The following is a 25,456-nucleotide window of genomic DNA, read 5'->3' on the forward strand; positions in this document are numbered from 1 at the left end:
TTGCTGGATTAAAGCGAATCCGAATATCGGAGTGTCGCGCCCCCTGCGGGCGCGTGGATTGAAACCTGAGAGGGGAAATACCATCAATATTCCCGCAAGTCGCGCCCCCTGCGGGCGCGTGGATTGAAACAGTCGAAGATTGGGAGTCTTTTGCTGTACTCGTGAGTCGCGCCCCCTGCGGGCGCGTGGATTGAAACAACAAACAGCGCCTCGATGAAATCACCGGCGATAGTCGCGCCCCCTGCGGGCGCGTGGATTGAAACATCCACATAGACAGCAAGATGCTCAGCGGATTCACGTCGCGCCCCCTGCGGGCGCGTGGATTGAAACCGAGATATTGCGCGTCGTTTGGGGATATGCTCAACTGGTCGCGCCCCCTGCGGGCGCGTGGATTGAAACAGGAGTCGCTGATCAAGAATCGAATACTCTCTTGTCGCGCCCCCTGCGGGCGCGTGGATTGAAACTGTTGATTGGGCAAGGGATTATTTTTCGACCGCCGTCGCGCCCCCTGCGGGCGCGTGGATTGAAACCCCTATCAACGACACACTTCCTCCTATCCATGTCGCGCCCCCTGCGGGCGCGTGGATTGAAACTGCCGGGAGGTGGCCGCATGAACGAGTCGCAGGTCGCGCCCCCTGCGGGCGCGTGGATTGAAACCAATCCTCTTTTGATGCAGCATTGATTCGCCGAAGTCGCGCCCCCTGCGGGCGCGTGGATTGAAACAGTCTGACCGCTTTGCGAACGGTATCTACATTAGTCGCGCCCCCTGCGGGCGCGTGGATTGAAACACGATCTCCGTCTTTGCCCTCTCACGGCTAAACCCGTCGCGCCCCCTGCGGGCGCGTGGATTGAAACTATTTGAGTGTCCATTTGTTTGTATTGCATTGCTGTGTCGCGCCCCCTGCGGGCGCGTGGATTGAAACATGGCGATTTCTTCGGCTTGCTTGCCGTGCGCTGTCGCGCCCCCTGCGGGCGCGTGGATTGAAACCCGTTGGCGGCAAATTAAGCATCGTAAACCCGTAAGTCGCGCCCCCTGCGGGCGCGTGGATTGAAACCGGGAGTTGTGCGGCCTTGAGCGTAGAGCGCGTTCTGTCGCGCCCCCCGCAGGCGCGTGGATTGAACTTTACCTTTCAAAAACAGATACAATTTAGGACAACAATCCTCATGAGAGGAGGGAACACCACTGCGATAAGAAGGAAAAATTATTTGGAGGGTCAAACATTCCTTTACACTGCTTCAATTCCGCTTCGTTATGCGTTTTGCAATCTATTGGCATGAAATATCGTTACGCATGGTAGTCCGCTTTTTCTGCAGGCAGCATTTCAGGAATAGGCAAACAACCGAGCGCAATGAAAAAGCCAATCATCATAACTGCGGTTGTTGTTGCGCTGCTTGCCGCCAGCTTCTATTTTTTATTGAGGAAGAGTTCTGCCATTCCACCCGTGGCGATAACAGAAACGGTGAATATCGATATCCCTCAGTCCACCTTTAATATTCCGATCCGACTTGAAATCAAAAGCCTTTCTGATTACCTGAACGCCAAAATCACCGGTCAATTCCTGAACACAACTCTCTTTCTTCAGGAATCAAGAAAAGAAAAAATTGCCCTGACGCTCACGAAAACAGGGCAGATTACCATCAGATCAAAAGGCCGTGAGTTGGTTTGCACCCTTCCCTTGACTGTTAACGCAACGCTTCTCGACAGCCGATTTGGAAAAACACTCTCAAAACTGGTTAAACCATTTCGCACGACTATTATCCTGACTCTCTCAACACCAATAGCTCTTGACCGGGACTGGAAACTGAAAACCAATTTCAAAATTAGACACTATCGATGGGCAAGCGAACCGGTGCTCAAAATCGGGCCTTTCAGAAAAAACCTGAGGGAAACACTCGATAATGCCATCAGGCAGAACAACCACCGCTTGACTTCCATGGTCGATAAAGAGATCAACAAGGCTGCATCATTAGAGAAGACGGTTGCCGGTGTCTGGCATGACCTGCAAGAACCCATTCTTATTTACAGGAACCCTGCGCCAATATGGATGCGCTTTTCCTGCAATGATATCAAGGGGGATATATCGCTGCAGCAGCAGGATATCATCTGCCTTGCCAGTGTAAAAGCGAAAATGCTGATTGTCACCGATACCACAACAGTGCTAAAACAGCACCCCTTGCCTGATTTCAAAAAAATACCGGTGGAAGAGCTGCAGCGGAAGTCCGATGTTTTTATCTATGCCAACACCTCTTTTCATGAAATTAATCAGCAACTGAACGAACTGCTGAAAGAAGCAGAGATTTCTTCAAAGGGCTATACCATCACCATCAAGGCAATAGAAGCCTATGCTTCCACAGAGGGACTCAGCGTGGCTGTTGACACGGAGGGTGATCTCAAGGGGCGATTTTTTCTGACTGGCCATCCCGTATTTGACCTCGCAACCAAGAGACTGAATATTGTGGATTTTGACTTTGCAGTCAACAGCAACAGCATTCTTGTGAACAGGGGGGATGAGATACTGCATGATCTTCTCAAAAAACGAATCGCGTCGAAGCTGAATCTTGGCATGGAAACGCTGATAGCGAAATTACCCTTCATCGTTCATCAAGCCATTGCCAAGGAGAAGACAGGCAAAACAATCGACCTTATCATGAACAATCTGGAGATCAAACAGTGCGATATTCTTATGGGTAAAGAGGGAGTGCACTTTATCATCAATGCGAGCACTGAAACAACTCTGACACTCAAGGGCACCTCTAAAAACTGCTTTTTGATATATCATCTGAACCAGCAATCCCTGCATTGATCAACGAAATGGTTATCTGATCAAAAGATTACTGTTCTTTGTTAAGTTTTGAACGTAAACAGCCTTGATTTGCTTACAATTGGGCGCAGTTATCCCATGACCTTCGCATACTGGTCATTTAAAAATACGGCATAAACCGTTTTCTTGAGCTGTACACAACGCATCATGTTATAGGTCAAATTCGTCAAGCCGATTTTTGCTGCTGCTCTAAAAAGACCGATTGTACGAACATGCATGGCATCCATACTGTTCGTCATAAAGCCGAAAATATGCTCAACGCGAGCTCTTGTCTTTGATTTCTGGCGATTGGACGCTTTCTGTTCATCCGTTAGCGGGTGATTTTTGAAACCTTTTTCATTGATCTGCCCTGACATGCCACACCACGAAATACTTTCGTCCTGACCGATATAAGCGCTGTCTGCATACAGTATCTGACCGGCATCCTCTTTATCAATCAAGGTTTCAAGTTCTTGGGAGTCATGAGGTGAAGCACTGCTTACGGCATATGTTGTTATGAGTTTTGTTGCGCTGTCGATTTTAACATGATTTTTGTAACCATAAAAAACGATGTGGTTCTTTTTGACCCAGCGAGCATCGACATCTTTCTGCCGTAGTTTATGGGGTTTTTCTTTCCAAACTTCAGGAGTTATTCCTGCTTTTATCTCTTTGTTTTCCTCACGGGTATTGCGTTGCCGGGGAGCCTCGACAAAGCTGGCATCAACAATCTGGCCTGTGTTAGCAAAAATACTTTGGTCATCAAGCGCTTGATTGAAACGATAGAACAGTGGTGCAATAACCTCTTCCAGAATAAGGGTTTCACGAAACTTCCAGATGGTCTTGCTATCAGGTACTCTATCACTGGATTTCAGGCCAAGAAAGCGTTTGAAAGTGAGTCTGTCAGTGATCTGATATTCCATTTGGTCATCCGAGAGGTTATACAGACTCTGCAAAATAAGAAGTTTAAACATCATGATTCGATCAAATGGGGGCCGACCTTTATGCGTGCTATTCTGAGTCTTATTGAAGACAACATCAAGAAGAGGTTCGAATATCTTCCAATCGATATGTGCTTCAAGTTTGACCAAGGGATCTTTGAGTTTTGTAAGTTTTTCAACGGAAGTTCCAGGCCTATTTTTCGTTAACTCCTTATAAGCAGTATTATTACAAGGAAAAGATGCGGAAATTGTAGTCACTAAAATATTTGGAATATTATTTTTTATATCATATATTTAAGCGTTTAGCAAACCTATGATATAGTCACAATGTACGTAGATTCCAGCAAGACCACCATTAATGGCAAAACCTACCAGCGCCATCTTTTTCGTGAATCCTATCGTGAAGATGGGAAGGTGAAAAATCGCACGTTGGGCAAGATCTCAAAATGTTCGGAAGGAGAGATTGCCGCCATTAAACTTGCCCTGAAGTACAAAGACAATTTGGCAGCCCTGTTGCATATTGAGGATGTTGAACTACATGAGGGGCTTCGTGTTGGTGTGGTATATGCACTCAAAACGCTTGCCGAGAGGCTTGGTATCAGCAAGACGCTTGGTAATACCCGCCAGGGAAAGCTTGCATTGTGGCAGATTATGGCTCGATTGATCGGGCAGGGTTCACGCCTCGGTGCGGTCAGGATGGCAGCACGTTATGGCGCCTGTGATGTCCTTGAATTAGAACGCTTTACAGAAGATGACCTCTATGCCAACCTGGCTTGGCTGACGGAGCATCAGGAGCGCATTGAGCAGCAGTTATTCAAGCACAATTCAGCGGGTGCTGGCCCGGAATTGCTGCTCTATGATGTTACCTCATCATATCTTGAAGGGATGGAGAATGTGCTTGCTGCTTTTGGTTACAACCGGGATGGCAAAAAGGGGAAGAAGCAAATCGTTATTGGCTTGTTGTGTACCGCAGATGGCGATCCGGTTGCCGTCCGGGTCTTTGCAGGCAATACCGGCGACAAGTCAACCGTTGCAGAGCAGATTCGCACCATTGCCAACACTTTCGGCATTGAAGAGGTAACGATGGTTGGCGACAAGGGTATGATCAAAACGCCGCAGGCCAAAGAGTTGACCGATGCGGGATTTCATTACATCACCTCACTCTCGAAACCCGAAATCAGAACCCTGCTGAAGGCAGAGGTACTGCAAATGGATTTTTTCGATTCAGAGCTGTATGAGGTTGAAAATAAAACCGATGGCGTTCGATATGTGCTGAGAAGAAATCCGGTTCGCGAGGCCGAGATGGCAAAGAATCGCCAGGAACGGGTGAAAAAAATCCAGCGTTATGTGGACGAGAAAAACAGCTATCTCGCTGGTTCCCTCAAGCGCGACAAGGATGTTGCAGAACGCTCTCTTCAGAAAAAGATCAGCCAGTACAAGCTCAATGATGTGCTGGAACTGACCCATCAGGAGAGGGTGTTCACGGTAACGGTCAATGAAGAAATCCTGAAAGGAGTCGCTCTGCTGGACGGCTGTTATGTGATCAAAACCGATGTCAAGAAAGAGCTGCTTTCGACTGAACAAGTCCATGATCGGTACAAAGATCTGGCCAAAGTGGAGCATGCATTTCGGACGTTCAAGCAAAGTCATCTTGAAATCAGACCGGTTCATGTGCGAACCGAAGCGAGCACTCGTGGCCATGTCTTTGCCGTTATGCTTGCCTATAAAATCGAGAGGCAGTTATCAGAACTCTGGAAAAAATGTGAATGCACGGTACCGGAAGGAATTGATGAACTTGGCGCAATACGCAGCACAATCGTCACCCTCAAAGGATCAAGCTGTCAGAAAATTCCCCAGTCGAAAGGATTGGCTGCTGAGTTACTTGCCGCTGCCGGGATTACCCTTCCTTCGATTATTGATGCCAAAAATGTTGATGTAGTCACAAGGAAAAAACTGGCCCCGAAGCGTAAATAAAATTGAAATAAGGCGTTATAGGGATTTCTCGTTCTTTTATTGCTGGAACTTCCGTTTCAAGCAAAAAATGCTCGTCAAACATACCTAACGGGTTGATGTTTTTCATGATAAAGGGCAAGTTGATATTATTGCTCTAATATACGAAATATTGCACTCATCTCATGACGCTAACACTATATATTTTATAAAGATATATCATTCATGATTAAATAGAGGTGCCCTTTTGTCATCCCTTGCTTATGAAAACAATGAGTATGGCAATCGCTCCCTTGATGCCCTGGTTCATCGGTTGCGCCTTAAAAAAAACGGTCTCAAATTCACCCTGCCTGTTAAAACCATCCATGGTTCGGGGTACTGCTTTTCGGCTTCAATAAAGGTCATATGAGCCTTCCCTCTCTTGCCTCCTTCACTCAGCAAGCGGCCTGGTAGTAGCCCCCGAAGGCTCGCATTCGTCGGGATTGAGGATGGTATCGACGATGGTAATCAGCGATTTCATGGTAAAGGGTTTCTGGATAAAATTGACGCCACTGTCAAGAAGCGTGTTGTGGATAATGACGTCGTCCGTGTAGCCTGACATAAAGAGCGTTTTGAGTTCAGGACGAAGAGCCTGAAGCTGTCTGGAGAGTTCGGAGCCATTCATTTCCGGCATGATTACGTCCGTCAGCAACAAGTCAAGAGTTCCCTTATAGTTTGCCTCCTTCCGAAGCGCTTCTGCAGGTGACTCCGCTGTAAGTACAGCATAGCCGTTACGTTCAAGCATGGATTTGCAGAGCTTGAGAATAGCCGGTTGATCTTCTACAAGCAGAATGGTTTGATGGCCATGATGCCTGAATTGCTCCGCTTGTGTCTGCTGCTCCACCTGCGGCTGAAGGTTGTAGCGGGGCAATTGAATGGTGAAGATGGTTCCTTGTCCCGGTTCGCTCTGGCATTCAATCGTGCCATTGTTTTGTTTGACAATCCCGTAGACCGTTGACAGACCAAGACCGGTACCTTTTCCCTGCTCTTTGGTGGTGAAAAAGGGCTCAAAAATGTGATGAAGATCGTCTTTGTCAATACCTCCACCGTCATCACGTATGGAGAGCCTCACATAGTCAACAGGCGACTCCCCGGAATTTCGGGCATTCCTTCCGATATCGGGAAGAGCGAGGCACTCGGTTTTCAGTGTTATGGTACCGTTACCAGTTATGGCGTCACGAGCGTTGACACAGAGATTGACAAGAATCTGGTCGATCTGTGACGGATCCATCTTCAAATGGGAGTTTTTACAGTCCGGAATCCATACAAGCGCAATATTTTCCCCGATAAGGCGCCGCAGCATGGGCAGCATATGCTCAATGACACTGTTCAGCTCAAGAATTTTTGGAATGACGATTTGCTTGCGTGCAAAGGCGAGGAGTTGACGGGTCAGATCGGCAGAACGGGCTCCCGCCTGTCGGATGGCCTCAAGATCAGCATAGGCTTGCTGGGAGGGGTCAAACAGTTCAATGGCCATTTCAGAGTGACCGAGAATCACCGTAAGCATATTGTTGAAATCATGGGCAATCCCTCCGGCAAGCCGTCCTATCATCTCCATTTTTTGGGACTGCTGAAGCTGAACTTCAAGTTGTGCTCTCTCCTCTTCGGCCAGGCGACGTTCCGAAATATCAATGCTGGTACCAATAATTCTACAGATCGTGCCGCTCTCATTGCGGACAGGGTTCAGCACGGTCTCCCACAACGTCTCTTTACCTTTGAAGGGCAGCAACTCTTCATACCGAATCGGATGACCCTCTCGAATGCACTCATCATAGTGGCGCATAACCAATTCGGCAAAATGAGGAGAAAGAATCTCTTCCGGTTTTTTCCCGCTGATCTGCTCACTCTTGATACCTGTCAGTTTTTCATGCATCGGGTTAATGCCCTTGAAGAGGTAAGAACGGTCGGGCAAAACATCGACAACAAAAATAGAGTAATTGACATCGTCATAGATCGTTTTGAGAAACTGCCTGCTTTCGAGTAACTCCTGTTGATATGCTTTGCGCTCCGAAATATCACGAATCAAACCAATCATTCCGGAAGAGTCCTGATCCCGGTAAGAGCGTACATGAACTTCCCCGTAAAAAAGGGATCCGTTTTTTTTTCTGAACCGTCCTTCGAATACCTGATCGGTAAAATAATCCCGCAATGTATTGGCTAATATGGCCAAGGCTCTCGAAACTTCCTCTTCAGCAAGATATTCAGTAAAAAGATGCCGGATCACCTCACTGGCGCTGTAACCAAATATCTTTTCAACAACAGGCGAAACATACGTTAAGGCTCCTTTATCGTCGGTAACAAAAACCATCTCGGCGATTTGTTCTGTAATGGAACGGAACTTTTTTTCGCTGTCACGCAGGGCATGTTCGATCTGCGTTCGCTCGGTAATATCGTTAATGATTGAATAAATCAGGGGTTTGCCATGATATGGAATGGCGCAACTGAACACCTCCACGTCGCGGATTGATCCATCGGCTAAAATATGACGATGACAATGGTGAAAAGAGCCTTGCTCTTTCTCTGCCGCCCTGAACCTTTCAAGATTACGTTTCACCGTTTCAGGCGAGCTCATTGTGACCCGCCGGAAAGGCATCTGCCTCAGTTTTTCAAGCGGCCACCCATAAAATGTCGCAGCCGCCTGATTGGCATCAACAATCTGGCTTGTATCGGGATCAAGAACCAGTATGACCGAGGAGTGTTTCTCAAAGAGATTCCGGAAGCGATTTTCGCTTTCCTGCAGTGCCTCTTCCTGTACCTTGCGATCAGTAATGTCAAGAACGATTCCAGCATAGCGCAACACCTTGCCGTCAGCATCTTTAAAGGGAGTTCCCTTGGCCATAAGCCAGCGTATTGCTCCATCAGGATCACGAACCCGCCATATGTTATTGAATTCGACGCCATTTCTTATATCTTCCCCGGTGATTTGCGCAATCCTTTCCCGGTCTTCAGGGATGATGGTGTTCAGCCAGTTTTCATGGGTTGCCTCACAGCTATAGGGCTCAAGGCCGTACATTCGCCATAACTTATCTGGCCAGAAGTTGGTATCCGTGATGACATCATACTCCCAGATGCTGGTATTGGTTGCAGCCATAATGAGGTGCATCCGTTCATTGCTTGCCAGAAGTGCATGGTTGAGTTTGTGCAGATCGTGCTCTCTCTTTTTTTTATCGGTGATATCGACAATCGTACCGATAAGGTGCGAAACCGTGCCATCTTCATCATGCTCAACTTTTCTGCATCGGCATTCAATCCAGTGCATAACGCCATCTTTTGAAATCATCCGGTATTCGATCGTTAAGCTCTCTTCTCTTCCCTGATGCAGCGCTTCCAGGGCATGAAAAAAAAGCTGATGATCATCGGGGTGGATAATCAGTTTCATGAAGGCGGTGTCGAACAGGGTGTCGATTGGGGAGTAGCCAGTAACCTCGCAATATCTGGGGCTCAGGTAAAGCTGGTCTGTTTTCAGATTCCAGTCCCAAAAGCCTTCACGTGCAACACTTAAAACGAGGTTCAGTCTCTCCCGATCCTGGCTCATATCCTGGCTCATATCTTCTCTCTTGTCTAAACTGTATATGATATCCGTTTAAAGCCTTGCGCCTCCGGAAATTTCAAGAATCTGGCCGGTAATGAAGTCGGCATCAGCGGAAGCAAGAAAGAGGGCGCAGCGAGCGACGTCGTCTGGCGTTGCGACCCTGCCCAGCGGGTAGCGTTGTGCGCACTCCCGGCGAAGCATCTCCCACCGTTCGGGGCCCAATGCCGCAACAAAGGCTGGCACCTCAACAAGGGCTGGCGCAAGGGCATTGGCCGTTATACCGTAGCGCCCAAGCGACAGGGCAAGCGAACGGGTAAAGGCGTAAATACCACCTTTGGCTGCTGCATAGGAGAACTGGTTCGGACTCCCCCGGTAGACCAGTGAGCTCATGTTGACGATTTTGCCGAAACCTTGGGGCTTCATCAACCGGGCAGCTTCACGGCAGGAGATGATGCATGATTTAAGGTTCAGGTCGAGATTGGCGCTCATTCTGAGGTAGTCAATCCCTTCTACATCGGCTGCCGGTTCGCAGTCTCCACCGGCAATGTTCACCACAATATCAAGCCTCCCGTAGCGTTCTCCTGTCTGGCGGTAGAGCGCCAGAATTTCTTCCTCCTGCGTTACATCCGCTATCACCGACATGCCGCTTCCACCTTTGCGTTCAAGCTGTTCAAGGGTTTCTGCGCATCCGGTCGCATTGATGTCGCTGACAATCACAACTGCGCCTTCCCCTGCAAAACAGAGTGCCACTGCCCTGCCAATTCCTCCTGCGGCTCCCGTGACGAGCGCAATTTTCTCAAAAAGTCGCATAATCTTTGCCGTTTATCGGTTACCGGATAACTCCCCTTCTTTTCAATTCCCAGAAACATTTCGCCGTGGCCTGAATATCACTGGCTGCATTATGTGCTTCGTTAAATACGGTACCGAAAAGTTGGAAGTAGAGTTCAGAGAGTTTGGGCCATTTGTTGCCATACGGCCCTTTGATGGCACAAAAATCGGTCGTACTCTCCATCGTACATATTTTTCTTTTTGAGGGGAGGCTGTTTGGCATCCCGGCCCTTATCAATTCACTGCCCACAATCTTCTCATCAAAACTGATATTGTGGGCCACAAGCACCTCGGCATCGGCGACAAGTTCATAGAAAGATTGCAGCACCTGCCCGAGCGGTTTTCCTTCAAGCAGGGCTCTCTGTGTTGATATACCATGAATCTGTACGGCGCTTGATGGAATGACAAAGCCTTCCGGTTTAATGATTGCGTCACCGGAAAAGAGCTGATTGCCTTCAGCATCGAAGGATAAATAAGCCAACTGCACCAGCCTTGGCCAGTTGTCGACGTCGGTCACCGGTGCACGCCAGTTACGCGGCAGACCTGTTGTTTCGGTATCGAAAAAGAGATACATGGAGTTGATGCTGTCTGAAGTTCAAAAGGGACAATCGTCATTGGAGATAACGCTCTCTCCTTCCCGCTCGTAAGCCGGGGGTGCATAAGAGGGCGCATCCTGAGCATAGGAGGCTCCCCCGTCATTGACACCCTCAACCTTCCATCCTTTGACATCGGTATACCACTTCCCGTTGAACTCACGACTCTCGATATCGAAGGAAATCGTGAGCCTGGATCCCACCTTGAGGAGGTTTCTGTCGTACTTCTCCCCCCAAAGGGAGATGCAGATTTTCTTCGGATACTGCCCGTCAGTTTCGACAATAATATCCTGTTTTTTCCAGGTTCCATTTTTTCCTGTACCGCTCTGTTCAGGAAGAATTGCCGCCAGCTTTGCTGTGAGTTGCATAAATGTTCGTATTGATAAAAATCGTTAGTGTAAATACCTTGCTCTCTCTTTTTCCTCCGTCGTTCAGGATGCATTCCGCATATTTTTTCGCTCGGAGGCTGAAGAGGCAAAAAGTTTGAAACCCATGAGACTGGTCATCGACTGTACAGCACAATTGATTTTTCCGATAAACAGATCGAGATCCGTAACGCCGTGGCTTTCGTCGGCTGCAGCCTGCTCCATGAACTCCATGAACTGCTGATAACGAAGATCTCCTATCCTTGACGACCATGAGAGATCGGAGATACGGAAAGCACACAAGGATTCGTCAATAACAAACAGGTCGCCATGCCGGAGCATCTGTATCCAGAAATCGAGATCAATGGTGTAGGGAACAACCGCACTGTAACCGCTGATTTTGGCAATCAGCTCGGCGGGATAAAGGCCGCAGACTGGTTCACCGATAATGTTGGTTCCCATACGAACCATTTTCCGGATTACCTCTACCTTATCCATGCGACCTCCATCAACAAAATTGACCTTTTTGATGAGGGTCTTTCCTGAAGGATCAATAATGGTCCTCTGACTGCTGACCAGGCTTACCCCGGCATTACGGGGATCGTCAAAAACCGCTACCTGCTTTTCAAGACAGTGCGGAAAAAGGATATCGTCCCCGCAGACCAGTTTGACATACTTCCCCCTGACCTGGCTGATTGCTTGGTTCCAGTTTGCCTCCGGCCCGATGTTTTCAGAATTTCTGAAAAGCTTGATTCGGGAATCGGCCAATGAAGCTGCGATATCATAGGAGCCGTCGGTCGAGTGATCATCATAAATTAAAAGCTCAAAATCGGTAAACGTCTGTGACAATATCGATTGTATGGTCTCGCCAATAAAACTGGCGCTATTGTACATCGGTATTGTTACCGTTACATATGGTCGATTCAAAAAACCCATACTGTTCTCCTCCACCAAGAGATTATGTTATTTCCTGCCGAAGGTTGATTGAAAGATAAGAGACCGTGCATCCATAGAGTGTGCCGGCAACACCGAGCAAAAGGTTGTTTTCCAGAAAAAAGGCAAGAAGAATTGCCGTTGCGGAGAGCAGGAGCAGTGTGAGCTGGGTGAAGGCTCTTTTCATGACAGGCTCACCCAGCAGCGCTGAGAGTGCACGCTCGCTTCTGAGGGTTTCAAGTGAATTGGAACGGATAATTGAGGGTATGACAATGTAGATCATGCCTATGAAAGAGAAGGTTATCCATCCGAGCAGTGCCGCATGGGTATGGGAGTGATAGATCCACATCCTGTCGAAACGCAGGGGTGGGATGGTGCCAAAATGAATCCCCTTGAGAAAGAAGATATTCATGATACCATAGGCGCTTGTCGCAAAAAGAAGGGCAAGACCGCTCAACAAAAAGGCAAGTGCCGGATGGGGAAAATTTTTATGGAAAAAGTTGTACAGGTAGAGGGTGAAACCGCCGAAGAGCGCCATGACACCAAAGAGCAGAATATGGCTGATCAGCATCATACCCAGATAATATTCGGCAAGAATAACAATCAGAAAGAGCAGAACTCCACCAACAAAAACATAAAACCAGAGGCTGAAAAGGCGTTTGACCAGCTCCCGTTTGGATGAGCGACTCCAGGCATAGGTATAGAGAAAGCCCATTACACTGATGCTGAGAGGAAAAGAGGAGCCAAGAAAATAGGAGGACTGGGTTACGAAAAACGGAATGAGCCATTGATCGGGAAAAGCCTCTTTGAGACCAAGGGTGAAGAGTCCAATATTGGCAACAAGCAGAAAAAGAACATCAAAAATATAGTAACGCACCGAAACCTCTTTCCATATTTTCGAAACCGAAAGGGTGGTGAAAATTTCCCTGAGCGGTGCAACCACCGCAATGATCAGCACCAACCCGGTGAGTGCTTTCAGCAATGGCCACTCCATGGCGATGGCAACCGTAATCATGACAAGAGCGATCAGAATCAGAATGATATAACGCAGTTGCCTGAAGGGATCGACCTTCAGTTCGGGATAGATTGCTGCTGTGAGGTAGCGATTGAGAATCAGAATGGCAAGATTGCCGAATCCGATAAAGAAGATATAGGGGTGGAGCTTCAGAAGGAAGAGATTGGCCATCAGAGCGCCTGCCGCACCAAAAAGAGAGGCGAGGGCGATGACCGTTACTGAAACAGAGAGAAAAAGCCGGGCAACAGTATTTAACTCTCCATCAAAATGGCGCAGATTCATTCAGGTGAGATGGTTTAATTTTTTTAGCTCCAGCAAGGCAATCGCCGAGAGTGCAAGCAAGGAAATATTCAGTGTCAGGGGATTGAACGGCAAGGTGAACAGCTCCGGTTCAAACAGGGCAACAAAAAGAAGAAGCCCTGTCAGCGCTGCAATATTGAGCAAGAAAACCCATTGCGAGCGAGCAACAAGCAGAAAAAGTCCGAAGAGAATTTCAGCAGCCCCTATCCAGAAAACAGCCTCACAGGCCCACTGATAAACAGGAATCAGGTGACCAAGCAGATCAATTTCACCCTTGCTCTGACAGGCAATTTTTGGCACAGCACCCTGATAGACCCATGAAAAGGCAAGAGCCAGACGGCAAATCAACAGTGACGGTGTCTGGTTTACAAAAAAGCGCATTGCTTCCCCCTTTCATCAACGGAATTATACATATACATAAATACTACATTCACGGCTTGCGTTTCAGTCTGGCTAACTTCCGGCTCATTCGGTCAAACCAGACATAGACTACAGGAATCACCAACAGGGTAAGAAACATCGAGCTGGCCAAACCGCCGACAAGAGCAACAGCAAGACCGGATTTCCATTCAGAGCCGGAACTTCCCGAAAGTGCAATCGGCAGAAGTCCAAAAATCAGGGTCAGGGTGGTCATGAGAATCGGGCGTAACCGCTCCCTGGCAGCTTCAATAATCGCCACAGAAAGCTCCATACCCTCAAGACGGAATTTATTGATAAAATCGACCAGAAGTATTGCATTTTTTCCTACAAGTCCTACCAGCATAATAATACCGAGAATCGTGAAGATACTGAGCGATTTGCCGGTAAGGGCAAGGGCAAAAAGGGCTCCGATAAGGGCCAGCGGAATGGAAAACATGACCACCATCGGCCAGATCCAGGAATCATAGAGCGCTACCATGATAAGATAAACAAAGATAATTGCAACAAGAAAGGAGAGCAGAAGAGTTGAATTCGACTCTCCCTGCCGTTTCAAATCAGATTCATAGGCGTAGGAAACCGTTGAGGGCATGAAACCACTTTTTTTCATATTCCCCATAATGCGCTCAATCTCCTTGCCGATGCTGCCAACAGGACGCCCGATAACCTGTGCCTTTACCCAAACGGCATTGTTGCGATCCTTACGCTGCAACTGGGTATAACCCCGATCCTGCTCAAAGGAGACAAACTGTCCAAGACGAACCAGATCGCCCTCGGGCGTACGGAAGGTAATTTCGGAAAGGGTGGCGGTACCTTGACGGTAGTATTTGTCGAGCATAACCCTGATATCATATTCGTCACCTCCATCCCGGAATTTACCAGCTTCATCTCCGGCATAGGCTGTGCGGAGGGCTGCTCCAACATCGGCAATGGTGAGGCCGAATGATGCCATTTTTTCGCGGTCAACGACGATGCGCATCTCCGGACTCCCTACCTGTGAGGTAAGCTTGACGTCGGCTGTGCCTGCAATCGTTTTGACGCTGTCTCGCAACGCTTCAGCCACCCGTGTTACCTGACTTCTGAGGGGCCCGCTGAGAATAACAGCAACTGGTGTCTCATTGGCGGTTCCGAAGATACCAATCGGGTTGATGCTTGCCTTGAGCCCCGCAATATCCTGCAGGTTGATGCGGATTGCCTGCATGATGGCATCGGTCGATCGGCTTCGTTCCTCCTTGGGGGAGAGCCTGACGTTGATTTCTGAAATATTGTCTGCACTCTGGTTGAAAAACCCTTCGTTCGACGCACCAACATTGACCATCACTTTTTTAACTTCGGCCATTGCGGTAAGACGACGTTCCACACTTCTTGTCACCCGATTGGTCTCTTCAAGGGGTGTCCCTGGTTCAAGTTCCAGCATGACAGCAAATTCTCCACGGTCGGAGACGGAGATAAACTCTCCTCCGATAAAGCCGAAAAAGGGAAGAAGAAAAGAGGAAAAAAGCAGAATGATTGCGCTGAAAAAAACTTTCCGTGGATTGCGGAGACTCCATTGCAGAAGATTGAGATAGCCCTCCCTCAATCGCTGGAAGCTGTTTTCAAAAGCGATGGCGAAACGTTCGAAGATGTTCTTGCCTGAAAACTTTTCAACTTTGGAGAAGCGTGATGCAAGCAGTGGCGTCAGGGTGAAGGAGACAAAAAGACTGACGAGGGTTGATATGACCATGACTACGGAAAACTCGCGCAGGATATTGCCGACAATACCGCTTACCAGTGAAAGCGGAAGAAAAACGACCACATCGACAAGGGTGATGGAGAGTGCGGTAAAGCCAATCTCGTTTCTGCCGGTAAGGGCTGCATGGCGTGGCTCTTCACCGCGTTCAAGATGGCGATAAATATTTTCAAGTACGACAATGGAGTCGTCCACCAGAACTCCCACTACCAGCGAAAGGGAGAGGAGGGTCATGAGATTGAGGGAAAATCCGAAAGCATACATCCCGATAAAGGTGGTCACCAGCGATGTCGGAATGGAGACAAGGACAATCAGGGAGTTGCGCAGACTGTGCAGAAAGAGCATCATGACCAGTGCAACAAGAAGAATGGCGAGCATCAGGTCATGCTGTACGGCAGTAACGGCCTCAAGCGTAAAGGTAGAGGCATCCTGTGCAATATCGAACGAAAGGTTCTTGCTGTGGTAGAGCGCTGTAAGGCGGGAGAGCGTTGCCCTTGTCAGGCGGCTGACATCAACCGTGTTGGCATCGCTCTGTTTCATGACCATAATGCCGACAGCACTGCGTCCGTTCACCCTGGTAAGGGTTGTAATCTCCTTGAAGCCATCCTCGACTTCGGCAACATCACGAAGTGTCACGGTTCCGGTAGAGGAGGAGCGGAGCACCAATGCTCCCAGCTCTTCAAGGCTCGTGAATTTACCGGCAAGCCTCACCACAAATTGCTTGTCGCTATCATCAATTTTACCGGTTGGGAAATCAATATTGGCCTTTCCGACCTCTTTAAGCACATCGGGAATGGTGAGACTGTAACTTTGAAGCCGTTCAAGATCGATATTGACCTTGATTTCACGCTCACGTCCTCCGAGCAGATAAACCTGGCCTACTCCCGCTATGCTTGCAAGCTGGGGCTTGATATCATCCTTGAGGAGTTGATAAAAATCGGTATCCGGTAACGATGAGGTTGCTCCGATACGCAGTACCGGAACCTCATCAAGCGCAAAACGGGTAATGACCGGAGCCTTTGCCTCATCGGGAAAACTGTCGCGCACCTCGTTGATCTTGCGCTGTGCGTCCTGCAATGCCTTTTCAATATTGGCAGAGTTGGAAAACTCGATGGCAACGACCGACAGACCTTCGGTTGAGGTCGAGGTTATGGAGGAGATTTTTTCGATAGCGGAGACAGCCTCCTCAACCGGTTTGGTCAATGAGGTCTCAACTTCACCCGGCGAAGCCCCTGGATAACGGATGGATATGGTAACAACAGGTGGCGTCATTTTTGGCAGCAGTTCGTACTGCAGTTGCCTGTAGCTGAAGAGGCCGAGAATACCAAGCACGGTGAAGATAACGACAATGAGCGTCGGTCGTTTTATGGAGAGCTCTGTCAGTGTCATGGCGCTGCAGGGTTCTTCTTCTGGTCAATAACAACCACTTCAGAGCCGTCATGAAGCTCGTTCTGGCCGCTGATGACCACACTCTCGCCCACCGAGAGTCCACCAAGAACCTCAAGCTGCTTCTGCAACTCCATTCCTGCAACAAAAGGGGTCAAAAAAGCCTTGCCGTTGCGGACAACAAAGAGTTCGGGTTTTCTGATTCCGGAAACAAGTGCAACACGCGGAACAAGAATGGCCTGACGCTCACCCGTGCCTTTCAGGAGTACCCTGGCAAACATGCCGGACCTGAACATGCTCTCTGCAGAGTTCTGCAGCACAACTTCAACCCTGAAGGTGTGGTCACGACCCGCCTTGTCGCTCACTGAACTTACTTTGCCACTGAAAACTTTCCCTCGATAAAGATCGCTGGTAACGGTCAGCAGTGTGCCTGGCACAAATTTGATGATCTCCCGCTCAGGCACAAAAATAATGACCTTGAGTTTCGAGAGGTCTACCATCTGTGCAACCTTCTTTCCCTCTTGAACCAACTCCCCTTGCTCAATAAATCGAGCAGTTACCACACCTGAAAAAGGGGCTTTCACTCGGGTATCGCTCTGTTTTCGGGTGGCCGCTATAAACTCGGCTTCCGCCTCTTCGAGTTGCAACTGCACGCTTTCATAGGCTGAAAGTGCTACAGCGCCTTCACTGTAGAGATTTTTGTAACGTTCAACGTCTCGCTTCGCCTGACGGTAGTGTGCATCGGCTTTCCTTTGCCGGGCGGTGGTTAGTTCATCATCAAGAGTAAACAAAGCCTCTCCGGCCTTTTTCGAGCTCCCCGGTTCAGCCGAAACCTTGCGAACGAGACCTGCAGATTCAGAAAAGATATCAGCCTCTCTGAGGGCCTCAACGGTACCGACCGTACTGAAACTGTCCTGGACTGCCGCTTTGGTGATGAGGGCAACCGAAACAGGAATACGTTCATCCGCTCTTTTTGCTGCTCCTTTTGATGGTTCGCGATGCTGAGAGTACCAGAAAAGTGCCAGAAAAAGAGTGGCAAGGAGAACGACTGCAGCGAGTTTGTGCTGTTTCAGCATACCGGCTATCGTTATCGGGTTTTTCATGGATAAATATTCATCGGATAATCAAGGACAACATGCACGATAAAAAAAAGCGAACCGAAGCACGCTTTTTTTTATCGCTGAAAAGAGAGGCATTTCAGCAGAAATGGCTCGCAATGGAACAGGAGATATCCGCAGATGTCTTGACATGTTCAACAATGGAAAGGATACCGGTCAGATTCGTAATATTCTGGTCGTTAACCGATGCTTTGATTTTTGCGACAGCCGCATCGTAAAGAGTCTGAATCTCCTGCATCATCATCAGGGTTTCGCTGGCATGTTTTGAGTTGCTGCTGACATAGGCCTCAACTGCTTTCTTGATCATTTCAGCCGTAATATCACCCATCGGTTTGAGTCCATACTCATCCTTGTGCAGCTCCTGAACATTGGCAAACTCCACATAACCGGTTTTGTCGGCAATATTGAGTGCGAGCTGGGCCAGTTTTTCAAGCTCCCGAAGGATCATCCGGGCATAGTTGACCGCCTTGAGATCTTCTGCACCAAGATTCTGGAATGAAGCATAAGCCAGCGTCAGGTATTCAACCTCGAACTTCCCTTTCCGGATATAGGCTTCATCAAACTTGAATGCTGAAGCAGCAAGCTCGATATTTGCTTTTGTTGATGCCCGTATACTGAGCATCAGGTTGTTTTCGACATTTGAAGAGAGTTTGGTCAGCTTCTGCTTGAGTGATTCAAGCTGCACATGAACCGTCCCCTGCGGTTTCATGGAAAGAGCAAACTTCAGAGGATCAATCTGGATGGTAAAAGCTTTCGGGGTTTCTGCTGTTTTCGGTGAATCGCCGAAAAATTTGCCTAACAGGTTCGCCATAGGGTTCAAACACCATGCTTATGTTTAAAAAATACAAGGTGTCGTTAATTTAGCAGACCTGCAAGATTAAATGCAAGAAAAAAAACTAAAACCCGCGGTATCTCATCATCGGCACCTCGCCTCCTGATCTCTTTGTGAGCCACAGAAGTGACTTTTAATAAAATCCTCCCCTGTGGCGAACAATTTCACCCGTCACCAAAAATATCACCTCATTGGCTATGCGACTTGCATGGTCTGCCATGCGTTCGATATACCTTGATATGCTTAACGCCGCTATGAGCTGGTCAACATCAGAGTCTGGCCCTTTCATCAAGGCAATCACTTTTTTAAAGACGGAGCGATGCATCACATCGACCTCTTCATCAAGAGCGCACACATGGCCTGCAAGTATACGGTCTTTGGAGACAAAAGCTTCAATTGAATTTTTAACCATCTCGCCGGCGCGCATACCCATCTGCTCAAATTTAAATAATTCGAGCATCTCCGGACTGATTTCCGGCATCCGTTCAATAATATGAACTGCGAGGTCACCGATACGCTCAAGATCATCGTTGATTTTAATAATGGTAACAATGGTGCGAAGGTCTCTTGCTACCGGCTGCTGCAAGGCAAGAAATGCAAGACAGCGCTCCTCAAGGTTGACCTCGGCCAAATCAATTTCATCATCTACCATCCTGATCTTGCGCGCACCCTGTTCGTCCTGATATTTTACAGCATGCAGGGCATCAAGCAAATTCCCCACTACTTTATCGGAGAGTTGAACAAGAACCTGGGAGAGTTCTTTGATAAGCTCATGGACCGGACGTTCTGACATGATCGTGTAATGGTTTCGTTAGCTGAATCTTCCGGTTATATAGTCTTCTGTCATCGAATCTTTCGGATTGGTAAAGAGCTGCGCGGTCGAAGCATGTTCAACAAGAACACCCTCATAGAAAAACATGGTGGAATCCGAAACCCGCGAGGCCTGCTGCATGTTGTGCGTGACGATCATGATGGTATAACTGCCGCGTAACTCCTGAATAAGATCCTCGATTTTGGCTGTGGCTTTGGGATCAAGAGCCGAGGTCGGCTCGTCAAGCAAAAGCACCTCCGGCTCAACAGCAAGCGTACGGGCAACACAGAGTCTCTGCTGCTGGCCGCCGCTCAGACCAAGTGCATTTTTGTCGAGACGGTCACAGACCTCATCCCAGATCGCCGCTTTTCTCAGGCTGCGCTCGACAATTTCCATCAGTTTTTTTTTGTCGGTCACACCATGCAGACGAGGGCCATAGGCGATGTTGTCAAAAATAGACTTGGGAAAGGGGTTTGGTTTCTGAAACACCATACCGACCTTCTTGCGAAGCAAAACCTCGTCGGTGAATTTTCCATATATTTCTTCACCATCAAAAAGCAAGGCTCCGGTTGTGTGGCAACTCGGTATAAGATCGTTCATCCGGTTTATGGCGCGTAAAAATGTACTCTTGCCGCAACCGCTCGGGCCGATGATTGCGGTAACATATTTCGACATAATATCGGCGCTGACCTTCTTTACGGCCTCGAACTCACTGTAATAAATGGAAAATTCCTTGGCCGAGATATGAATAGTATCTTCCCCGGATATTTTTTTTCGTTCCGGGGGAAGATAGATTTCTCGTGTTGCCTTCTGCAGCGGCAAACTCCCGGAAGTCTCTTTGGCATCAACTGTCATGAGCATTGATATTTTGTTTAGCCTTTTAATTTTTTGGAAATACGAGCCCGAAGCACAATTGCCGACAAGTTCAGTAACAGAACAATACTGACCAGCGCAAGCACCATTCCGTACTGCACGTGCCGTATCTGACTGGCAGCCTCATGTTCACTGGCAAGATTATAAATGTTCCAGGAGAGTGCGGGGGTTGGAGAAGATAACACATCTGCAAGCCCTATAGCCGAACCAACACTGACGGCTGCGGTAAAGATAATCGGAGCTGTCTCACCAGCAGCCCTGCCGAGGCTGATAACACCTCCGGTCAGAATGCCGGGAAGTGCGGCAGGCAGAATAACCGTCGCAATGGTATTCCATTTTGTAGAGCCGAGGCTGAGCGATGCCTCCCTGTAGGTTTTGGGTACGGCGAGGATTGCCTCTTCGGCTGCACGGATAATGGTAGGCAGAATCATGATTGCCAACGTCAACGCACCGGCGAGCACACTTTTTGATTCAGAAACCTTCATCGTGTTGATGAAAAAAGCGAGACCAAACATACCAAAAACAATACTTGGCACACCGGCAAGGGTGCTGTTGGCGCTGCGCAGCATACTGTTTAAAAAACCGGGCTTGGCATATTCAGTAAAATAGACTGCCGCAATAACACCAAGGGGAAAGGCAAAAAGCATGGCTCCAATAGCGAGAAAAAAAGTACCCTGAATTTCCGGCCAGATACCTCCGAAAAAATGCGAGTCAACAGAGCTATCGGTGATAAATCCCCAATACACGGTAAACTCGGGAAGGAGGATCTTCTCAAGATTCTCCTTTACATAAGGAAACAGTTTGACGAGAGAGGTACCCTCAAAGCCAATGGCACGGCTTACAAAGTACTCCTTGGACATAACATTGGGGTTGGAGTTGTCCCATTTCGATTCATAGAGGAGATCATGCAGCTTCTCCTCCGCCTTTTCCCATCGGGTCTGACCATACTTGAACCTTGTCAGCATAGGTGCAGAATCTCCCGGAAGAGGTCCAAGCAGGGCTTGAAGGGCTGTTCTGACCTGAGCATATTTCCCCGTGTATTCCCTCTTTTTTTCAGGCTCCATCGTCTCAAGTTCAGTCTCAAACACAGCGAGCATATCGTAGACCTTTGCACGATAACGCTCCGAGGAGGCAACCTCACTGGAAAGGCTCTGATTATCTCCCCGACTGAACTCATTGTGCAGCATTTTGCGATGTTCAACCGTACCGGTAAAAAATACCGCGCCGATACCGTTAGTAACAATCGGCACAACAACAATCATCAAAGCCATCGCCATAACAATGATAGAGCCGAAACCAACAGCGGTGAACGAACGATCAAGTATTTTCCTGGTTCCGATATTCATGACAACAGGGTTAAATGAAAAAATAGAGAGAACTCAATTTCAAGCACAAAAATCAGTGGCCAGAAAGAATTTTACGCTGGCGAACAACAATTCTCTCGCTGACAAGGTTACTGACAAAACTGATGACAAGTAAAAGCAAACCCATTGCGAATAACACATGAAAACGGGCCGATCCGGTCACCTGGTCAGCTTCGCCCATATCTCCGGCAATGGTTGCTGTGAGTGTCCTGATTGCTTCGAGATAGTTGAACCAGGGCTCGGGAATGTGAGAAGAGTTGCCCGAAGCCATCCAGACCACCATTGTTTCACCGAGTGCACGCATAACACCAAGAATGACCGCAGCAAGAATACCACTGCTGGCAGCAGGAAGAACCGTTTTTATGATGGTTTCAGCTCTGGTGGCGCCAAGAGCATAACTGCCTTCACGAAGTTCGCGCCCGACAGCCTGAAGAGCATCTTCAGAGACGCTGACAATAGTCGGCAACGCCATAAAGCTGAGAATGATAGAGACATTCAGCGCATTGGTACCAGTCAGAATCTGAATCCCGTACAGGATGGTGCCAACCTTGAACAAGAGGAGAACCGAGAGTGTACCAAAAAGGATCAGAAAAAGGATCTGCAGTTGCTGACGACGTCTCTGCTCCTTGATCTTCGTGGTCAAAAGATCGGAAATAACGATAACAGCAAGCAGCATAAAGGGTGAAACGAGTATCCACCACGCCCACATCAGCATGGGTCCCCCATTATTTTGCAGGAGAGGGGCGAAAACGACAAGAGCAAAAAATCCGAAAGCAACAGAGGGGATGGCTGCAAGCATTTCAATGATCGGCTTGGCATATTGGCGGATCGAAAAAGGTAAAATATCACTCAGGCATATTGCCGCTGCCACACCCATCGGTACGGCAATCAAGGCAGAACCGAGTGTCACCATCAAACTGCCATAGATAATGGCCAAAGCGCCAAACTCAGCAGGTTCGCTTGCCGGATACCAGTTTGAACTGGTAAAAAACTCACTGAACCCCCTGATCTGGAAAAAGGGAACAGCATCACGTGCTACAAAATAAAAAATGAACAGGACGATAACGGCCACAAAAGAGGCAACAGCGAAAAGCATACCCTCCCCCACTGTTTTTGCAACCTTCTGCATGGTGCGTTTACGGGCACTCAAGACAAATGCATTCGTCCGATTGCGCTCCCCTAAACTCTCTTCAGCCATAACTTTAAATGTTATTTTTTACAACAGCTACCGGATACCCGACCTCTTTACTCTCCCGGTGATTTATCGATGTGCCTAATCTATGAGCTTTCCGCACAGAATACAATGACGATTCTGTTACAAGTATGAAAACATTGACAGAAAAGTTCAAAAACAAAAAAGCCGGATTACTGGTTAACCGGCTTTATGCAAAAAAGTACTGTCGAGATAAAAAACGATCTCAGCGAGTGATAAAACCAAGCTCCGTGATCATCCTTTTTCCATCCGCTGTTTTCGGCAGCTCAATAAACTGTTTGACCGACCCCGCAGGCTGGCCATTCGTATAGAAGAAGAGAGGCCTTGTTACCGGATAGGTACCATTTTTCACCATTGATAACGTGGGAAGAACCCCGTTGACTGCAACAACTTTTACCGAACGATCCACGAAACCAAGACCAACAAAGCCTATGGCTGAAAGGGTCGTGCTTACCCTGCTCTTTACCGAACCATTACTGGACTGGGTTTCAGCACTCCCTGTTATCTGTACCCCTTTTCCGGAAACCAGCTCTTTGAAGGATTCCTGGGTACCACTGTTGGATTCACGCTGGATAACAACAATGCGTGCGTTGGGGCCTCCAACCTCTCTCCAGTTGGTAATGGTTCCACGATAGATATTGCTGATCTGGGCTTTCGAAAGTGAACGAACCGGATTTGCCGGATGAACAATCATGGCAAGACCGTCAAGTGCAACAACATGAGCAACAGGATTGACCCCTTTTGTCCTCGCCGCTGCTATTTCAGCCGCTTTCATGGCACGAGACATGGCTGCAATGGTACAGGAACCATTGATCAGGCTTTTGGCGCCATTGCCACTGCCCGACTCGCTCACGGTAACACGAACTCCATATTTTTTAGTGAAATATGAAGCAAAAGTCTTTGCAAGAGGGCCGACGGTTGTTGAACCGTCAAGGACAATGGAGTTGCTGGCAGCAGTTGCTGTCGTAGTGGCGGTAACTGCAAGTAAAACAACAAACAGCAGAAATTTAGGTATCATGGTTTCATCCTGGTTCATTTAAAAGTTATAGGCAAGATACGCACCTGCAAGGTAACTTTGAAATTTCTTCTAAGCTTGTATCAGCAGTTGATTGCTCCCCAACGTGTTACATACGCAGTTTTATGTTGGCTTCTATAGATTAAATTTGTTAACTTGGTGCAGAGTTCAGCGATTTTTGTTAAAATGCATAAATGCTGTAACAAAAACATTTTGACCTGTATATTCTTCTTCATAACCCCAAAATAGTAACTGCTATGGCAAACGAAACGAATGAATTGTCAAACGCCCTCAACAACCTTCTGGATACGGCAAGCAAACTCGTCCAGCAGTCGGCTGACCTCCTGGGCAGCGGAGTTAAAGTTGTTGTAGGGATTGTAGAGCCTCTGGGAAAAACAGCGATTGATCTTGTTGGCAGTGCAGCAAACACTGCTGGTCAGGTGTTGCAGAATGTAACATCAGCGATTGCTCCTAAAAAGTAGGCTGCTCTTTTTATTTTCAGAAAGCACCTTGTGCCAGTTTTGCATGAGGTGCTTTTTTTTATTGCACGACAACCACCTGTGGCTTACCGAAACCAATGCAAAACCAGATAATTACCCTATGACCTTCAAAGCAGTTATTTTCGACCTTGACGGCACCTTGCTCAACACCCTGCAGGATATTGTCAACACCCTCAATACGGTGCTTGCCCAGCACGATTACCCCATACATACCCTGGATGAGTGCCGCTTTCTTGTTGGGCACGGTATGAGAGAGCTGGTCAAAAAAGCGCTCCCCGAAGAGGCCGGAACCGAGGAGATAATTGATCTGATGCTCAAGGATCTGATGATGCACTATGCCGACAACTGGAACCGTTACTCACGCCCCTATCCCGGTATCAGCACCCTGCTCGACAAGCTTACCGAACGGGGAATAAAAAAGGCCATCCTTTCAAACAAAGCCAATCACTTCACCCGTCTTTGCGCAGAGGAGCTGCTGAAAGAGTGGAATTTCGATGTTGTGATGGGCCATCACAGCGGCATAGCACACAAACCTGACCCCGAAGGGGCCCTGCTTGTTGCCCGGATGCTCAACGAAGAGCCCGGCTCAATTCTCTATGTCGGTGACAGCGGCATTGACATGCTCACCGCTACAAGGGCCGGTATGTACCCCCTCGGCGTCCTCTGGGGATTCAGACCGGAAAGCGAGCTTTTGGAGTTTGGGGCAAAAACAGTGGTGCAGCACCCCGAGGAGATTATCACATTGCTTGAAGAAATCCTGTAAGTAACAGGTATCCAGTCAGACCTCTCTGATGTTTATGCCAACGCAGCTCCCGGTCAAAGCGTTTTTCTCCCATATTCATCATAATCGGACAACAAGGGAGCCCGAACGAACGTTCGCAGCAATGTGCCCAGGCTCCCTTCT

Annotated in this window: 20 protein-coding genes and 1 CRISPR repeat array (1 of these 21 only partly in view); of the genes, 4 read left to right on the forward strand and 16 right to left on the reverse strand. The window is 48.2% G+C overall.

Annotated features, from left to right (window positions below):
• Window positions 1–1,123: direct repeats of the CRISPR family, unit length 32 nt; unit sequence GTCGCGCCCCCTGCGGGCGCGTGGATTGAAAC (it extends 5,207 nt beyond the left edge of the window).
• Window positions 1,124–1,349: 226 nt separating this feature from the next.
• Complete coding sequence (locus tag AC56AD_RS08395) at window positions 1,350–2,804, forward strand: DUF4403 family protein (protein ID WP_012508388.1); 1,455 nt, start codon at window positions 1,350–1,352, stop codon at window positions 2,802–2,804.
• 89 nt (window positions 2,805–2,893) lie between these two features.
• Here AC56AD_RS08395 and AC56AD_RS08400 read toward each other — a convergent pair whose 3' ends face one another.
• Window positions 2,894–3,997: an IS5 family transposase gene (locus AC56AD_RS08400; RefSeq protein ID WP_012508389.1), complete on the reverse strand. Its 1,104-nt coding sequence runs from the start codon at window positions 3,995–3,997 to the stop codon at window positions 2,894–2,896.
• Window positions 3,998–4,066: 69 nt separating this feature from the next.
• Between AC56AD_RS08400 and AC56AD_RS08405 the strand changes: the two genes are divergently transcribed.
• Window positions 4,067–5,713, forward strand: a complete 1,647-nt coding sequence (locus AC56AD_RS08405; RefSeq protein WP_012508390.1) for an IS1634-like element ISPph1 family transposase — start codon at window positions 4,067–4,069, stop codon at window positions 5,711–5,713.
• A 406-nt stretch (window positions 5,714–6,119) separates the two neighbouring features.
• Here the strand turns inward: AC56AD_RS08405 and AC56AD_RS08410 are convergent, their stop codons facing one another.
• The 15 genes from AC56AD_RS08410 to AC56AD_RS08480 all read right to left on the reverse strand — a co-directional run bounded on the left by AC56AD_RS08410 (window position 6,120) and on the right by AC56AD_RS08480 (window position 24,055).
• Window positions 6,120–9,275, reverse strand: a complete 3,156-nt coding sequence (locus AC56AD_RS08410; RefSeq protein WP_012508391.1) for a PAS domain S-box protein — start codon at window positions 9,273–9,275, stop codon at window positions 6,120–6,122.
• Between the two features lie 36 nt (window positions 9,276–9,311).
• Window positions 9,312–10,070, reverse strand: a complete 759-nt coding sequence (locus AC56AD_RS08415) for an SDR family NAD(P)-dependent oxidoreductase (protein ID WP_012508392.1) — start codon at window positions 10,068–10,070, stop codon at window positions 9,312–9,314.
• Between the two features lie 19 nt (window positions 10,071–10,089).
• Window positions 10,090–10,662: a 3'-5' exonuclease gene (locus AC56AD_RS08420; protein WP_012508393.1), complete on the reverse strand. Its 573-nt coding sequence runs from the start codon at window positions 10,660–10,662 to the stop codon at window positions 10,090–10,092.
• 21 nt (window positions 10,663–10,683) lie between these two features.
• Window positions 10,684–11,049, reverse strand: a complete 366-nt coding sequence (locus AC56AD_RS08425; RefSeq protein WP_012508394.1) for a DUF3127 domain-containing protein — start codon at window positions 11,047–11,049, stop codon at window positions 10,684–10,686.
• 63 nt (window positions 11,050–11,112) lie between these two features.
• Window positions 11,113–11,982, reverse strand: coding sequence for a glycosyltransferase family 2 protein (locus AC56AD_RS08430; protein ID WP_012508395.1), 870 nt, complete (start codon window positions 11,980–11,982; stop codon window positions 11,113–11,115).
• A 22-nt stretch (window positions 11,983–12,004) separates the two neighbouring features.
• A complete protein-coding gene (locus tag AC56AD_RS08435) occupies window positions 12,005–13,276 on the reverse strand; it encodes a hypothetical protein (protein WP_012508396.1) in 1,272 nt (423 codons plus the stop codon).
• On the reverse strand, window positions 13,277–13,675 hold the full coding sequence (locus AC56AD_RS08440; protein WP_012508397.1) for a DoxX-like family protein: 399 nt from the start codon (window positions 13,673–13,675) through the stop codon (window positions 13,277–13,279).
• Window positions 13,676–13,724: 49 nt separating this feature from the next.
• Window positions 13,725–16,829, reverse strand: a complete 3,105-nt coding sequence (locus AC56AD_RS08445) for an efflux RND transporter permease subunit (protein ID WP_012508398.1) — start codon at window positions 16,827–16,829, stop codon at window positions 13,725–13,727.
• Window positions 16,826–17,929 (reverse strand): efflux RND transporter periplasmic adaptor subunit, encoded by a 1,104-nt coding sequence (locus AC56AD_RS08450; protein WP_012508399.1) that lies wholly within the window; start codon window positions 17,927–17,929, stop codon window positions 16,826–16,828. The genes AC56AD_RS08445 and AC56AD_RS08450 overlap by 4 nt, the downstream gene beginning before the upstream one ends.
• Before the next feature lie 94 nt (window positions 17,930–18,023).
• Complete coding sequence (locus AC56AD_RS08455; protein WP_012508400.1) at window positions 18,024–18,755, reverse strand: PhoU domain-containing protein; 732 nt, start codon at window positions 18,753–18,755, stop codon at window positions 18,024–18,026.
• Between the two features lie 154 nt (window positions 18,756–18,909).
• The gene (phoU, locus tag AC56AD_RS08460) at window positions 18,910–19,569 is read right to left on the reverse strand and encodes a phosphate signaling complex protein PhoU (protein ID WP_012508401.1); all 660 of its coding nucleotides are present in this window, start codon (window positions 19,567–19,569) and stop codon (window positions 18,910–18,912) included.
• An 18-nt stretch (window positions 19,570–19,587) separates the two neighbouring features.
• Window positions 19,588–20,448 carry a phosphate ABC transporter ATP-binding protein PstB gene (pstB, locus tag AC56AD_RS08465; protein ID WP_012508402.1) on the reverse strand — a complete coding sequence of 287 codons (861 nt, stop codon included), beginning with the start codon at window positions 20,446–20,448 and terminating at the stop codon, window positions 19,588–19,590.
• Window positions 20,449–20,459: 11 nt separating this feature from the next.
• On the reverse strand, window positions 20,460–21,806 hold the full coding sequence (gene pstA, locus AC56AD_RS08470) for a phosphate ABC transporter permease PstA (RefSeq protein WP_012508403.1): 1,347 nt from the start codon (window positions 21,804–21,806) through the stop codon (window positions 20,460–20,462).
• 52 nt (window positions 21,807–21,858) lie between these two features.
• Window positions 21,859–23,022, reverse strand: coding sequence for a PstC family ABC transporter permease (locus AC56AD_RS08475; RefSeq protein ID WP_012508404.1), 1,164 nt, complete (start codon window positions 23,020–23,022; stop codon window positions 21,859–21,861).
• A gap of 220 nt (window positions 23,023–23,242) precedes the next feature.
• Entirely contained in the window at window positions 23,243–24,055 is an 813-nt protein-coding gene (locus AC56AD_RS08480) for a phosphate ABC transporter substrate-binding protein (RefSeq protein ID WP_041526790.1), read from the reverse strand.
• Window positions 24,056–24,309: 254 nt separating this feature from the next.
• Here AC56AD_RS08480 and AC56AD_RS08485 point away from each other — a divergent pair, with 254 nt between their 5' ends.
• Window positions 24,310–24,534 carry a hypothetical protein gene (locus tag AC56AD_RS08485; RefSeq protein ID WP_012508406.1) on the forward strand — a complete coding sequence of 75 codons (225 nt, stop codon included), beginning with the start codon at window positions 24,310–24,312 and terminating at the stop codon, window positions 24,532–24,534.
• Window positions 24,535–24,652: 118 nt separating this feature from the next.
• Window positions 24,653–25,315 carry an HAD family hydrolase gene (locus AC56AD_RS08490; protein ID WP_012508407.1) on the forward strand — a complete coding sequence of 221 codons (663 nt, stop codon included), beginning with the start codon at window positions 24,653–24,655 and terminating at the stop codon, window positions 25,313–25,315.
• The last annotated feature ends 141 nt before the right edge of the window (window positions 25,316–25,456 follow it).

The sequence above is a fragment of the Pelodictyon clathratiforme genome, from assembly GCF_982375515.1.